The 13194-nt window shown below is 70.6% G+C and carries 14 protein-coding genes and 2 pseudogenes; 5 read left to right on the top strand and 11 right to left on the bottom strand.

Features of this window, described 5'->3' with window-relative positions:
* Window positions 1-10 precede the first annotated feature (10 nt).
* From ACIBVL_RS25975 to fabG, 4 genes are read right to left on the bottom strand one after another with little or no spacing between them, the layout of a single operon-like run.
* Complete coding sequence (locus ACIBVL_RS25975) at window positions 11-1219, bottom strand: acetyl-CoA acetyltransferase (RefSeq protein WP_399100252.1); 1209 nt, start codon at window positions 1217-1219, stop codon at window positions 11-13.
* On the bottom strand, window positions 1219-2655 hold the full coding sequence (locus ACIBVL_RS25970) for an OB-fold domain-containing protein (RefSeq protein ID WP_399100250.1): 1437 nt from the start codon (window positions 2653-2655) through the stop codon (window positions 1219-1221). Before ACIBVL_RS25970 ends, ACIBVL_RS25975 begins: the two co-directional genes overlap by 1 nt.
* A 1-nt stretch (window position 2656) precedes the next feature.
* Complete coding sequence (locus tag ACIBVL_RS25965) at window positions 2657-3907, bottom strand: acetyl-CoA C-acetyltransferase (protein ID WP_399100248.1); 1251 nt, start codon at window positions 3905-3907, stop codon at window positions 2657-2659.
* Window positions 3908-3930: 23 nt separating this feature from the next.
* Window positions 3931-4677: a 3-oxoacyl-ACP reductase FabG gene (gene fabG / locus ACIBVL_RS25960; RefSeq protein WP_399100246.1), complete on the bottom strand. Its 747-nt coding sequence runs from the start codon at window positions 4675-4677 to the stop codon at window positions 3931-3933.
* A gap of 113 nt (window positions 4678-4790) precedes the next feature.
* Between fabG and ACIBVL_RS25955 the strand changes: the two genes are divergently transcribed.
* Window positions 4791-6017, top strand: coding sequence for an acyl-CoA dehydrogenase family protein (locus ACIBVL_RS25955; protein ID WP_399100244.1), 1227 nt, complete (start codon window positions 4791-4793; stop codon window positions 6015-6017).
* 150 nt (window positions 6018-6167) lie between these two features.
* Window positions 6168-6377: pseudogene (locus ACIBVL_RS25950) on the top strand (flotillin); the annotation flags it as partial.
* A 197-nt stretch (window positions 6378-6574) separates the two neighbouring features.
* Here the strand turns inward: ACIBVL_RS25950 and ACIBVL_RS25945 are convergent.
* Both ACIBVL_RS25945 and ACIBVL_RS25940 read right to left on the bottom strand, forming a co-directional pair.
* On the bottom strand, window positions 6575-7165 hold the full coding sequence (locus tag ACIBVL_RS25945; protein ID WP_399100242.1) for a DUF2889 domain-containing protein: 591 nt from the start codon (window positions 7163-7165) through the stop codon (window positions 6575-6577).
* Window positions 7162-8001: an enoyl-CoA hydratase-related protein gene (locus ACIBVL_RS25940; protein WP_399100240.1), complete on the bottom strand. Its 840-nt coding sequence runs from the start codon at window positions 7999-8001 to the stop codon at window positions 7162-7164. The genes ACIBVL_RS25945 and ACIBVL_RS25940 overlap by 4 nt, the downstream gene beginning before the upstream one ends.
* Before the next feature lie 178 nt (window positions 8002-8179).
* Here ACIBVL_RS25940 and ACIBVL_RS25935 point away from each other — a divergent pair, with 178 nt between their 5' ends.
* On the top strand, window positions 8180-8983 hold the full coding sequence (locus ACIBVL_RS25935; protein ID WP_399100237.1) for a FadR/GntR family transcriptional regulator: 804 nt from the start codon (window positions 8180-8182) through the stop codon (window positions 8981-8983).
* A 109-nt stretch (window positions 8984-9092) separates the two neighbouring features.
* Entirely contained in the window at window positions 9093-10274 is a 1182-nt protein-coding gene (locus ACIBVL_RS25930; protein ID WP_399100235.1) for an amidohydrolase family protein, read from the top strand.
* Between the two features lie 77 nt (window positions 10275-10351).
* On the opposite strand, the pseudogene ACIBVL_RS25925 reads toward ACIBVL_RS25930, so the two are convergent.
* The 4 genes and pseudogenes from ACIBVL_RS25925 to ACIBVL_RS25910 form a co-directional block, all read right to left on the bottom strand.
* Window positions 10352-10636, bottom strand: a pseudogene (locus tag ACIBVL_RS25925) (transposase); the annotation flags it as partial.
* 127 nt (window positions 10637-10763) lie between these two features.
* The gene (locus tag ACIBVL_RS25920; protein WP_399100233.1) at window positions 10764-11303 is read right to left on the bottom strand and encodes a transposase; all 540 of its coding nucleotides are present in this window, start codon (window positions 11301-11303) and stop codon (window positions 10764-10766) included.
* Complete coding sequence (locus tag ACIBVL_RS25915) at window positions 11300-11476, bottom strand: winged helix-turn-helix domain-containing protein (RefSeq protein WP_399100424.1); 177 nt, start codon at window positions 11474-11476, stop codon at window positions 11300-11302. Before ACIBVL_RS25915 ends, ACIBVL_RS25920 begins: the two co-directional genes overlap by 4 nt.
* The gene (locus tag ACIBVL_RS25910) at window positions 11409-11735 is read right to left on the bottom strand and encodes a hypothetical protein (RefSeq protein ID WP_399100432.1); all 327 of its coding nucleotides are present in this window, start codon (window positions 11733-11735) and stop codon (window positions 11409-11411) included. Before ACIBVL_RS25910 ends, ACIBVL_RS25915 begins: the two co-directional genes overlap by 68 nt.
* 348 nt (window positions 11736-12083) lie before the next feature.
* On the opposite strand from ACIBVL_RS25910, the gene ACIBVL_RS25905 reads away from it, so the two are divergent.
* Window positions 12084-12404, top strand: coding sequence for a hypothetical protein (locus ACIBVL_RS25905; protein WP_399100230.1), 321 nt, complete (start codon window positions 12084-12086; stop codon window positions 12402-12404).
* A gap of 122 nt (window positions 12405-12526) precedes the next feature.
* Here the strand turns inward: ACIBVL_RS25905 and ACIBVL_RS25900 are convergent, their stop codons facing one another.
* Window positions 12527-13192, bottom strand: coding sequence for a GntR family transcriptional regulator (locus tag ACIBVL_RS25900; RefSeq protein WP_399100228.1), 666 nt, complete (start codon window positions 13190-13192; stop codon window positions 12527-12529).
* Window positions 13193-13194 lie beyond the last annotated feature (2 nt).

Here is a 13194-nt window from a genome sequence, read left to right as displayed (position 1 = left end):
ACCGCCTGTTCTACTCGGTGAGTTGATTGCCGACGATCGACACGAACGAGACGCACTCGCCAGGTCCGCCGCCGAGGTTGTGCGTCAGGGCGAGCGAGCGTCCTTCGGCCACGGAGTCGACCGTCCGCTCGGCCGGTGCCTCGCCCCGCAGTTGGAGCCAGGCCTCGAACATCATGCGCAGGCCGGAGGCGCCGATGGGGTGGCCGAAGGCCTTCAGGCCACCGTCCGGGTTGACCGGGAGCGAACCGTCCAGGTCGAACGCGCCGCTGGTGACGTCCTTCCAGCCCTGACCGCGCTCGGAGAATCCCAGGTCCTCCATCAGCACCAACTCGGTGGGCGTGAAGCAGTCGTGGACCTCGGCGAGGGCGAGTTCGGCGCGCGGGTCGGTGATGCCGGCCTGCCGGTAGGCCTCCTGTGCGGAGGCGACGACCTCGGGGAAGGTGGTGAAGTCGTACTCGGGGTCGAGGAGCCCGTCGGCCGGACCGGCGACGAAGGACAGCGCCTTCACGAAGATCGGCTTGTCGGTGTACTTGTAGGCGTCCTCGGCCCGCACCACGATGGCCGCCGCCGAGCCGTCCGAGACGCCCGAGCAGTCGAACACGCCCAGCATGCCCGCGACGATCGGGGCCGACCGGATGCGCTCCAGCGGCACCTCCTTGCGGAACTGCGCACGGGGGTTGCGGGCGCCGTTGACGTGGTTCTTCCAGGCGATGCGGGTGATGACGTCCTTCATCTCCTCCTCCGCCAGGCCGTACTTCGCGGCGTAGGCGGGGGCGAGGAGGGAGAAGTTGGCCGGGGCGGTGATCTCCCCGCGGCTGTCGTCGCCCGCGCCCGGGATGACGGTGCCGGACAGCCCGGACATGCCGGAGTCCTTGAGCTTCTCCACGCCGACGGCCATCGCCACGTCGTACGCCCCCGAGGCGACGGCGTAGCAGGCGTTGCGCAGGGCCTCGGAGCCGGTCGCGCACATGTTCTCGACGCGGGTGACCGGCTTGTCGGGCAGGTGGAGCGCCCGGCTGAGGGTCAGCCCGGACACCCCGGAGGCCTGGGTGCCGAACCAGTACGCGTCGATGTCGTCGAGGGTGATGCCTGCCGAGGTGACGGCCTCGCCGACGGCGTCGATCAGCAGGTCGTCCGCCGAGCGGGTCCAGTGCTCGCCGAAGGGCGTGCAGCCCATGCCGACGATCGCGACCCGGTCCCGTATTCCGTGCGAGCCCATCAGTGTGTCCCCTCGGTCTCGCCCGTGCGCACCGGCCGGGCCTTCCAGAAGTAGTTGTGGACGCCGGACGCCGTGACGGTGCGCCGGAAGGTCATCTCGACCCGGGCGCCGATGACGGCGTCCGCCTCGGTGGCGTCGGTCAGCTGGCAGCGGAACCGGCCGCCGCCGTCGTAGTCGACGACCACGACGAGCATCGGCGGACTGGGCGTTGCCGCCAGGCGGTCGACGGTGAACGTGGCGACCGTGCCGCGCACGTGCGCCATCGGCTCGTCGGTCATGGCGTCGACGCTCCGGCACGAGGTGCACACCCGGTCCGGCGGCAGATGCCGGGTGGCGCACTTCTCGCAACGGGAGGCGACAAAGCCGTACTTCCAGCCGGTGCGGCGGTGTGCGGGCGGCGCGTAGGGCGGCTCGGGGTCCGGTCGGCGGGGCGGTTCGCGGTCGAGGAGACCGCGCCAGGACAGATACGTGGCGTACGGCATGGGGGCGCTGCCCGCGGCGATCTGGGCGGCGACCGGGTGGGCCGCGCGGTGCGCGGGGAGCGCGTCGGTGGTGCGCAGCAGGAGGACTCCGGCGCCGTCGCCGAGCACGACGAGGGCGATCAGCTCGCCCGGTCGGGCCCGGTCGAGAACGTCGGCGAGGAGCAGTCCGGGCTGGGCGGTGCCGGCGTTGCCGATCGCTCCGGTCAGGTCCGGGGTCACCGCCTCGGGCCGGACACCGGCTGTGCGCCGGACCGTCGCGCACGCGCGCGCGTGCAGTCCCGCCACCACGAAGTGGTCGATCGAGCCGATGTCGACCGCCGCGTGGTCGAGGGCCGCGGTGAGCGCCTTGTCCGCCAGGGACACATAGATCTCCTCGGCGAAGCGCTCCTCCCAGACCCGGGAGACGGGCGCGCCCGGCAGCCGCCAGCGGTCGAGGATCTCGTCGCTGACCGTGTCGTGGGCGAGCAACTCCGCGATGACCGGGGCCCCGTTGCGGTGTCCGCCGAAGACGAACGCCGCCGCGCCGTCGCCGCCCGCGACCTCGTCGGTGCCGCCGGGCAGGCCGGTGCGCAGGTCGGACAGGACCGTCAAGGTGGGTAGCGGGGACCGGGCGGCCGTGACCAGGGCGCCGAGGCCGGAGCGCACGGAGCCGGCCATGTCGGCGGCGAGCACGTGCGGGTCGAGGCCGAGTGCGGCGTGGACGGCGGTGGCGTTGGTCTTGTCGAGGTAGGCGGGTGCTGCGGTGGCGAGGAAGAGCTGGCTGACGCGGCCGCGCAGGCCGTCGCGGGCCAGGGCGCCGCGGGCCGCCTCGACGGCCATGGACGTGGTGTCCTCGTCGTAGCCCGCGACCGCGCGGGTTCCCTTGCCGCCCTTGCCGCCCAGGGCGGCTGCGACATCCGTCCTCGCGAGGCGGTGGTACGGCACGTAGGCGCCGTATGCGATCAGTCCGGCCATGTCAGCGTCCTCCATGAGCGTGGGTTGCGTCGGTCGGCCGTTCGAAGACCGCGGCCAGGCCCTGGCCGCCGCCGAGGCACATGGTCTCCAGGCCGTAGCGGGCCTGGCGGCGGTCCAGTTCGCGCAGCAGGGTGGCGAGGATGCGGCCGCCGGTGGCGCCGACGGGGTGGCCCAGCGAGATGCCGGAGCCGTTGACGTTGAACCGCTCGAAGTCGGTCCCGGTCAGGCCCCAGTCACGTGTGCAGGCGAGCACCTGGGCGGCGAAGGCCTCGTTGAGTTCGATCAGGTCGATGTCGGCGAGCTTCAGTCCCGCTCGCTCCAGGGCCCGGGCGGTGGCGGGTACCGGACCGATGCCCATCGTCTCGGGTGGTACGCCCACGACGGCCCAGGAGACCAGGCGGCCCAGCGGACGCAGGCCGAGTTCGGCGGCCCTCTCGGGGTGGGTCACTACGCACAGCGCGGCGCCGTCGTTCTGGCCGCTGGCGTTGCCCGCGGTGACGGTGGCCTCCGGGTCCTGGCGGCCGAGCACGGGACGCAGCTTCGCCAGCTTCTCCAACGAGGAGTCGGGGCGCGGGTGTTCGTCGGTGTCGACGACCGTGTCACCCTTCCGGGACCGGACCGTGACGGGCACGATCTCGTCGGCGAAGCGGCCCTCCCGCTGGGCCGCGACGGCCTTCTCGTGGGAGCGCAGGGCGAGTTCGTCCTGTTCCTCGCGGGGGATGGCGTACTCGCGGCGGAGGTTCTCGGCGGTCTCCAACATGCCCCCGGGGACGGGGTGGTTGACCCCTCCGGAGGTGACGCGCCCGCGCGCCAGCCGGTCGTGCAGGGTGGTGCCGGCTCCGCGCACGCCCCAGCGCACACCGGTCGTGTAGAACTCGGCCTGGCTCATGGACTCGACGCCCCCGGCCAGCACGAGGTCGCTCGCACCGGTCTGCACCTGCATCGCCGCGGTGATGATCGCCTGGAGTCCGGAGCCGCAGCGGCGGTCGATCTGCAGTCCCGGCACCTCGACGGGCAGACCGGCGTCCAGGGCGGCCACGCGGCCGATGGCCGGGGCCTCGCCGTTGGGATAGCACTGGCCCAGCAGGACGTCGTCCACGGCCGCGGGCGGTATGCCGGTGCGTTCCAGTACGGCGCGTACGACGGTGGCGGCGAGTTCGGCCGCCGTCACGTCGCAGAAGGCGCCACCGTAGCCGCCGACGGGGGTACGCACGGGTTCGCAGATCACCGCGTCACGCAGGAGGGCGGGCATCAGCAGTTGCCTTTCATGAGGGGTCACATGTACCGGCCGCCGGTCACCTCGACCACGGCTCCGGTGACGTAGCTCGCCAGGTCGGAGGCGAGGAACAAGACGACCTGGGCGACCTCGGCGGGCTCGCCGGCACGCCCCATGGGAATCTCCGCGAGCTTCGCGTCCCAGGCGGCCTTGGGCATCGCCTCGGTCATGGCGGTGCGGATCAGGCCGGGCTGGACGGCGTTGACGCGGATCCCGGCCCGGGCGAGTTCCTTGGCGGATGCCTTGGTGAGACCGACGAGTCCCGCCTTGGCCGCGCTGTAGTTCGTCTGGCCGAAGTTGCCGACCTTGCCGGCGATGGACGAGATGTTGACGATGCTGCCGCCCCGGCCGTGCGCGCGCATCGCCTCTGCGGCGTACCGGGTGCCGTTCCAGGCTCCGGTCAGGTGCACGTCGACAACGGCGCGGAAGTCGGCGAGAGCCATCTTGCGCAGGGTCGCGTCCCGGGTGATCCCGGCGTTGTTGACCATCACGCCGACCGGTCCGAAGCTGTCGGCGCAGTGGGCGACGAGGGCGGCGACCTCGTCCTCGTCGGTGACGTCGCAGCGCAGCGAGGTGGCTGCCACGCCGTTCTTGGTGAGGCGTTCGGCGGCTTCCGCCGCCGCGTCCTCGTTGATGTCGCCGAGGACGACGGACGCCCCCTCGGCGCCGAGGACTCCGGCGATCTCGAAACCGATGCCCTGTGCGCCGCCGGTGATCACCGCGTTCCGGCCGTCCAGCAGTCCCATGTCAGCCCGCCCTGGCTCGACGCTATTCCTCTTAAATAGATAACCTATTATGCTGAAACAATCAATACGGCGCCGGAGCTGTGCGCACGGGACCGGACGAGGAGAGTACGCAGGTGGACATCAGCTATCCCCCCGAGACCGAAGCGTTCCGCACCGAGGTGAGGGCGTTCCTCGCCGGGACACTGCCGCCGGACTGGAAGGGCATCGGCGCCCTCGACGAGGGGGCGGCCTGGGCCTTCGCCCGGGACTGGCGCCGTCTGCTGGCCGAGCGCCGCTACCTCTCGCTGACCTGGCCCGAGCAGTACGGCGGCCGGGACCTGAGCAAACTCCACCAGGTGGTGCTGATGGAGGAGCTGGCACTGGCCGGTGTGCCGTTCGGGCTGCCGCAGGACACCTTCGGCGTGAAGATGCTGGCCAACACGCTGCTGCGCTGGGGCACGGACGAGCAGAAGGCCTACTTCCTCCCCCGCATCCTCAGCGGCGAGGACACCTGGTGCCAGGGCTACTCGGAGCCGGACGCGGGCTCCGACCTGGCCTCCTTGCGCACGCGCGCGGTGCGGGACGGCGAGGAGTGGGTGATCGACGGCCAGAAGGTGTGGACCTCCGGCGCCCATCACAGCGACTGGATCTTCGTCCTGGCCCGCACGAACCCGGACGCCTCCAAGCACCGCGGCATCTCCTTCCTGCTCGTCCCTCTCGACCAGCCCGGCGTCGAGGTACGGCCGTTCCGCATGATGAGCGGGCAGCTGCACTTCAACGAGGTCTTCTTCAACGGCGCCCGCACCCGCGCCGACCTTGTCCTCGGAGGCGTCGACAACGGCTGGACAGTCGCCCAGAGCCTGCTCGGCGTGGAGCGCGGGGAGGAGGCGGCGACCAACCCGATCCTCTTCAGGGCGGAGGTGGAACGCCTCGTCGAACTGGCGCGGCTGTACGGCAAGGACCAGGACCCGGTGATCCGGCAGCGCATCGCCTGGTGCTGGTCCAAGGTCGAGATCATGCGCTGTCTCGGTTACCGGATCCTCACCGGCTGGCTCAAGGGCGCCGAGCCCGGCCCCGAGTCGTCGATCGCCAAGCTGTTCTGGAGCGAATACCACACCAAGGTCACCGATCTCGCGATGGACATCATGGGCCTGCACGGCCAGGTGCCGGTCGGCCGACCGCCCCTGCGCACCTACCGCACCGACGACCCGGGCGCCGCGAACTCCTCGGCGTCCTGGTCGACGACCTACCTCATCGCCCGCTCCGGCACCATCTACGCGGGCACGTCCCAGGTGCAGCGGAACATCCTCGCGGAGAAGGTGCTGGGGCTGCCGCGCGAGCCGAGGGCGGCGGCGGGCTAGTACCCGGTCGGAGGGCTGTGCCGACCACGGCGGCGAACCACGTCGCCGGGGGGACGAGCGAAGGGTGGCGGGCCGGATCGTCATGCCCGTTGAGCCCCCGGCCGCAGTGGGTCTGTCGTCGGGATCCCGGGGCAGACGATGAAGAGCTGCAACATCCTCAACGGCGCCGACGGACTCGGCGAGATCGCCGCCGGTCCGGTGTCGCAGGGCCTGACGATCCTCGACCCGGTCCGGCAGAACCTGAGCGGCCCGGACTCCTCCGACGGCAGCCGTCCCCCGGAGAGCGGCGGCAACAGCCTGCTCCAGCTGCACTCGCGCAAGCACGGCGAGGCGGACGACGGCCCGGTCGACGTCGGCTGAGGCTTCCCCCGTATGGACGGATGTACGTGGGCCCCCGCCCGGTGCGGCGCGAGGTTCTCGCAAACGGATCAGCAGCCCCTGGCCGGGCCTGGGCAGGACGCACCCCTGCACGCCCCTGGCGGGGTGGCGGGGGACGCCGAGACGGTCCAGCGCGTTCGGGGCCAGGGCGATGAGACATCAGGAACCTTCCGACGGATTCAGGCGCCGGACGTCCCCGGTCCACGTCGCTCGAAGGTCCTGAGCAGCGGCACCGGACGCGGGCCGGTCCCCGGGGCCCAGCCCGCGTCCAGCTTGCGCAGGCCCACTCCGTCCGGTGCCCAGATGTGGCAGCTGTTCAGCACACCGGCCGTGGAGCGCGGGTCGTGGGCCTGCTCACCGGCGTACCGCAGGCCCGCGTTCGCCGAGATGGCCGCCTGGACCACCGCGGGGCCCAGGGCGCGGGCCAGCTCGTGCAGGTGCGAGCAGCCGGACACCCCGCGGAACCGCTCCTGGATGGCCCGGTTGTATCCGGCGGCGACGCTGAGCCCGACCAGTCCGTCGAACACCGGGGTGATCAACGGGCACTCGGCGTGCGGGAAGGTGCGCATGTCCGCGTCGGCGTGCACGACGACCATGTCGGCCAGACGTACGCGCACGGCGAGGCCCATCCGGTGGACGACGCCGGCCGACGGCTCCGCCCACGGGCGCACGTCACTCAGTTCCGCCTCGACCGAGATCTCGTCGCCGCCTTCCGTGTAGGCGGTGACGGTGATCGTGCGGCGGTGCAGCGGGAGCTCGGAGCGGGTCATGACGACGCCTCCCGCACAAGCCCCGGGGCCGCGGCCGGGGTCTCCCCCAGCCCAGCGAACTCCGGCGGCCGGCGCTCGATGAAGCTGCGCACGCCCTCGCGGTAGTCCGGGGCGCGTTTCGCCGTGGCCAGGAGGGCGGCGGCGTGGTCCCGGCTCTCGGTGAACGTCCTCGCCTGGTCGTCGGCGAGCTGCCGCTTGATGAGGGACATCGCGTACGGGCTGGCCGAGCGGGCCAGTTCGCTCGCGTAGGCGAGCGCCGCCGGGAGCAGGTCCTGCGGTTCGACGAGGCGGTTGACCAGCCCCATGGCCAGGGCCTCCGTCCCGGTGATCCGGCGCGAGGACAGCAGCAGGTCGGCGGCGTTGCCGTAACCGACCAGCCGGGGCAGGATCCAGGACACGCCGTCCTCGGCCACCAGCCCGCGTGCGCTGAAGGCGGCGGCGAACTTGGCGTGCGGCACGGCGAACCGGACGTCGCACATCAGCGCCTGGTTGAACCCGATGCCGGCGCAGGCACCGTTGACGGCCGCCACCACCGGCTTCGGGAAGGACATGGGCCGGGTGCGCGGGGGCAGCTGGTCGGTCGGCCAGGGGCGGGCGCCCGACGAGGCGGCGTCCAGGACGCTCATGTCCATTCCCGGGCAGAAGCTGCGCCCGGCGCCGGTGAGCACCACGGCCCGCACCCGTGGATCGTGCTCCGCCCGGTCGAACAGTTCGTTGTAGAGCAGCTCCGTCTCCAGCGTCCAGGCGTTGTGCCGCTCGGGCCGGTTCAGGGTCAGCAGCATGACCCCGTCATCGGTGAGATCGGTGAGGATCTCAGGGGCCGGGTTCTCGGTCATCGAGGTCACTCCCGCGGTATCCGTCGGCTGGACCGGCTTTATAGATAGATGAATCATCTATATACCAGACAACCGCCAGGACACCAGATCAGGTCGCGCACGGAGAAGATCGCCGAGGGCTTGACCTGGTACCCTCGATGCACTAAGACGATTCATTTAGCTATACGAGGAGCCCACCGTGGCCGAGGCAGCCCGCACCGCAGAAACGGCGACCGTGCCGGTCCCCGCCCGCAGTCGCGTCGGACGTCAGGTGCGGGTACCGAAGACCGCCGAGCTGGTCGCCGGACACCTGCGGCGCCAGATCGTACGGGGCGAGCTGAAGCCCGGCGACGCCCTGCCCCCGGAGTCGGGCCTGATGGAGCAGTTCGGCATCTCGCGGCCCACACTGCGCGAGGCGTTCCGGGTGCTGGAGTCGGAGTCCCTGATCACGGTGCGCCGCGGCGCCCACGGCGGCGCCCGGGTGAGCGCTCCGGACTCGGATGTCGCCGCCCGCTTCGCCGGCCTGATCCTCGAGTACCGCGGCGCCACCCTGGGTGACATCTACCGCGCCGCGGCCCTCATCGAGCCGCCGTGCGCCCGCCAGCTCGCCATCAAGCACACGGCCGACGACATCAAGCGGCTGCGCGACGCGGTGGCCGCCGAGAAGGCCGTCCTCGATGATCCGCTCGCCCTGGTCGACGCACAGGACGCCTTTCACGCCCTGCTGGTGGAACTCACCGGCAACCAGACCCTGATCCTGCTGTGCGGCATGCTGCGCAACATCATCGACCGGGCCAACGCCTCGTACACGGCGGGCGCGGCCGATGCCGAGGCCCAGAAGGCGCAGGCCCTCAAGGGACACCGGGCGCATGTGCGGATGGTCGGCCTGATCGAGTCCGGCAAGGCGGACGAGGCCGAGAAGCTGTGGCAGCGGCACATCTCCAGCGCGGACGACGTCGTGAACGCCGCGGGACCCAAGACGGTGCTCGAACTCCTCGACTGACCGGCTCCACCTGTGGCGGACCCGTCCCCACTCCCCCCTTGCGCTCTCTAATCAGTTAGATAATTATAGAAGGCGTACTGAATAGTTCCTGGGGCCCGGAGGCGACGCCATGGCCGAACAGCGCAAGCCCATCTTCGACTGCGACCAGCACATGTACGAGGAGCGGGACTCCTTCACCCGCTACCTTCCGAAGGAGTTCCTCGGTGCGGCCGTCGCCCCGGTGACCCTGCCGGACGGGCGCGAGGTGATCCTCGCCGGGGACCGCATCGTCGTATGCCTGGAACCGGAGTTCGGGCAGGTCTACCGTCCCGGTTCGCTCAAGGAGATGCTCAAGGCGATGGCCTCGGGCAATCCCGAGGAGACGTACCAGTTCGAGCCGATGCACGAGTCGTACCAGAACCGCGAGGCCCGGCTGCGCGTCATGGACGAGCAGGGCCTGGACCAGACGATCATCTACCCGGGCGGCTGGGCGCTGGTCGCCGAGGAGTACGTGAAGGGTGTGGAGCCGCTCTACGCCAACTACCACTCCTTCAACCGGTACATGAACGAGGTCTGGGGCTTCAACCACCAGGGCCGCATCTACGCCCCCGCGCTGCTGTCACTGCGGGATCTGCCCAGCGCCGTCAAGGAGTTGGAGTACGTCCTCGACCAGGGCGCCCGCTTCATTCTGCTGCCCACCGGACCCGTGTACGGCCGCTCGCCCGGCGACCCGTACTTCGACCCGTTCTGGAAGCTGGTCAACGAGGCCAAGGCGAGCGTCTGCTACCACATCAGCGAGTTCTACTACAACTCGCAGGTGGCGCCCTCCTGGGGCTACGACCCGCACCCCATCCACTTCCGGATGTCGGCCTGGCAGTGGCAGAACACCTACGGCCAGCGCCCCGTCGAGGAGACGCTGTCCGCGCTGATCTTCGACAACCTCTTCGGCCGCTTCCCCGACATCAACGTCCTGGTGTCCGAGTTCGGCTCCGAGTGGGTGCCGCACTTCGTGCGTCACATGGACAAGAGCCGCGGCATGGGCCGCAACGGCCCGTGGATCGGCGGGCAGTTGGACGAGCGTCCCAGCCAGGTCTTCCGCAAGCACGTCCGCGTGGTGCCCTATCCGGAGGACGACATCGTGAACGTCGTCAAGCGCCTCGGCTACCACGAGTCCATCGTCATGGGCTCCGACTTCCCGCACGCGGAGGGCCTGGCCGCCCCCGGCGACTTCCGCAAGCTCATCGCCGAACTCGACGAGTCCGCCCAGGACGACATCATGTACAACAACGCTCAGCAGCTGATCAGCCGCTGAGCGGCGCGCTTCAAGGGGCGAGCCCGGTACCGGGATCCGGTACCGGGCTGGGACCCGTCCAGGCGGTTTCGTCTGGATCAGTGGGCAGACCAGAGGAGGACGCCCGCGATGTGAAGTCCGGCGAGGTGGACGGTCGCGGTCTTCTCGTAGCGGGTGGCGATGCCGCGCCACCCGCTTCAGGTGGTTGATGCACCCCTCGAAGGTGTTGCGTTGCTCGTATGCCTCGCGGTCGAAGGCCGGCGGTGCCGCCCCGCCTGTCCGCGCTGCCGCCGGTCGGCCTGCGAGTCGGCCCGTTCCGGAATCACCGCGCGGATGCCGCGGCTGCGCAGGTGCTCGCGGATCGCGCGGGCGGAGTACGCCTGATGGGGCTACTGCGGCGATCACGACGAGGGTGACCGCCCACCCGAAGTGATCCTCACGGATCCAACCGGAAAAACCAGCACAGAGAAACGAGACCGGGGGGAGAGTCGCCCTACTGACCTTGTCGGATTAGCTTCGGGTGCCGGGGCTGAGGGTCAGACCGGTTTCGGTGAGGCAGCCGTCGATGAGTTCCGGGTGGCGCTGGATGTGGGCGAGGCCGCGGCGGAGGGTGCGGGTGAGGTGGTCAGGGTCGGTGAACGCGGTGTTGGCCATCGGGCCTCGCCGTAACAGGGACCAGACCCCTTCCACCGGGTTCAAGTCCGTGCTGTAGGAGGGGAGCTGGACGATCGTGAGCCAGTCGTGGCCTGCGGCGTAGTCACGCAGGCCAGCGGTGCGATGGGTGTTGAGGTTGTCCCAGACGACGATGATCGGAGCGCCGAGCTGCAGGTGCGCGCGGACCAGGAGGTCGCGGTAGTCCTGCCAGGCGAAGCTCTTGCGTGCACCCTTCAGCAAGGAGTGGAAACGGGGCCGGTAGATCATCCGGGACCTCTCGCCGGGCCGGTAGCAGCACATCGCGGCGACCGAGATCCGCCGCCGGGACCGGCCCCTCACTCTCACCACGGGAGTCTGTCCGCGCCGGCCCCAGGTGCGGGCGCGTGGCGGCGTCATCGCGAACCCGGCCTCGTCCTCGAAAACGATCCAGGCCCCAAGCGCCGCCGCGGTGCTTCCACCTGCGGCCACACGTCCTTCTTCCAGAGCTCGACCGCGTGCTCGTCACGTTCCAGCGCACGACGGGCCGGGCTCTGCCAGGACCAGCCGTGGCGGTGCAGGAGCCGCCACACTCCCGCGATGTAGCAGCTGATCTGGAACTGGCGGCCGATCAAGCGTGCTGACGCGTTCCAGAGTCCACCGCTGGTCTTCCCAGCCATGCGCGGCCGGACCTTTGGCCAGCTCCTTTTCCAGCACATCGAAGCGTTCGTCCGACAGCTTCGGCAGTTTCGAGGGTCCCTTCGACTTCAGCCCCTCCATGCCGCCTTCACGCCAGTTGCGGCGCCATTGCTCCACCGAACGCTCGCTCACGCGCAGCCCGCCGCTCAGCACTCAGGCCCCCACCATCCGCGTACCGCATAACACCGGCATACCGCAGGGATCACGCAACGTCACTACCCGAAGGCAACCCGAAAAGGTCAGTAACCCCTGATCCGCAGTGCAGGCATGCGCCAGCGGGACACGGCCGAATGATCCAAAGGGTCCGGATGAGTGCCGTTGGCTGCTCGCGTGACACGGACAGTCGAGTGCCTCATCCATTCACCTGACATGCCTTCACCCGGATACCCGCCTGGGCGGTGGTGCGCGCACATCTGGGTTGACGTTAGCCACGTCGCCGCCGCGGTTTCCACCAGCTGGCAGTACGTCAGCTGACGCAGGCTGCGACGGAAGGAATGACGCATGCGTTCTGCCCGCACTCTCCTCGCCGCGGGCGCGGCAACGGCGGCCCTCGCCGTCGCAGCCCCTGGTGCCTACGCCTCCAGCGCCGGCGAAGGGGACAAGGACGACCACTCCTACAGCAGCGACCACGAGTACAAGAAGGACGAGTACAAGGAAGCCGGTGGTGAGCACGACAAGCCGAAGGGGGGCATGCACACCGGTGGCGGCGGTCTTGCCACCTCCGGCTCGACGCCTGTCGGCGAACTCGCGCTCCTGGGCGGCCTGGGAGCAGGCGCGTATGTGCTGCGCCGACGCATCAGCCGCACGCTGCACCGCGCCTGACCTACGTGGATCCGCGGCGTGAAGGCGGGGACGTCGTAGGGGCGGCGGACTCCGGGCCCTTCCACCGAGCGTGTTCTTCGGTGTGGTCGTCCTCCTGGACGTGTCGGTGATTCGGTCGGGAGTTAGGGGGCGCCTAGAACGGCGGGCTGTCTGGTTCGCGGGGCTCGTCGCGCTCGGGCCAGATCCGCAGCACTACGGCGGCCTCCTCCTTGGGCGTGGGGCCGCCGTGGACGGCGATGCGGGCTGGTCCTCGGGGCGGCGGCCGCCGTCGCGCAGGATCGCCGGGCCGTGGCGATGACGTGCGCGTCGCCCTCGCACGGGCCGTCCGCGACCAGGCGGCGCGCGGAGGGCAGCAGGGCCTCGCTCATCCACCGGAGGACGTGCCGGTCCAGGTCCTCCAGGGCGGAGACGTCGACCCGGCGCGTCAGCGGCCCCTCACGGCCCCCGGACGTGTCGACGTCCTCGCCCACGCGGATCTCCAGCACCGGGGCGGAGCCCGGACCGAAGGAGTGCGCGGTGAGGGTCCGGCACAGGGAGGCGGCCGCGAAGAAGTCCAGCACGGGGTTCGGACGGACGGCGAACGTCCCGGCCCCGGGCACGGTCCGGATGAGGCCGGTGGCCGCAAGTTTGCCCAGGGCGGCGGACGGGGTGCCAATGGCGACGCCGTACGAGGCCATGAGCTTGGACTGCGAGGGGAGCCGTTCGCCGGGCCGGATAAGCCGCTGGTGTATGGCCAGGGCGAGGCCACCGGCGATCCGCTCGGCTGGGGTCTCGGCGAGAGTACTCATGC

This window comes from Streptomyces sp. NPDC049687, from assembly GCF_044465285.1.
In the GTDB taxonomy this organism is placed as follows: Bacteria; Actinomycetota; Actinomycetes; order Streptomycetales; family Streptomycetaceae; genus Streptomyces.
Note: the sequence above shows the minus strand (reverse complement) of the source record. Positions and strands in the feature narration are given on the sequence as shown.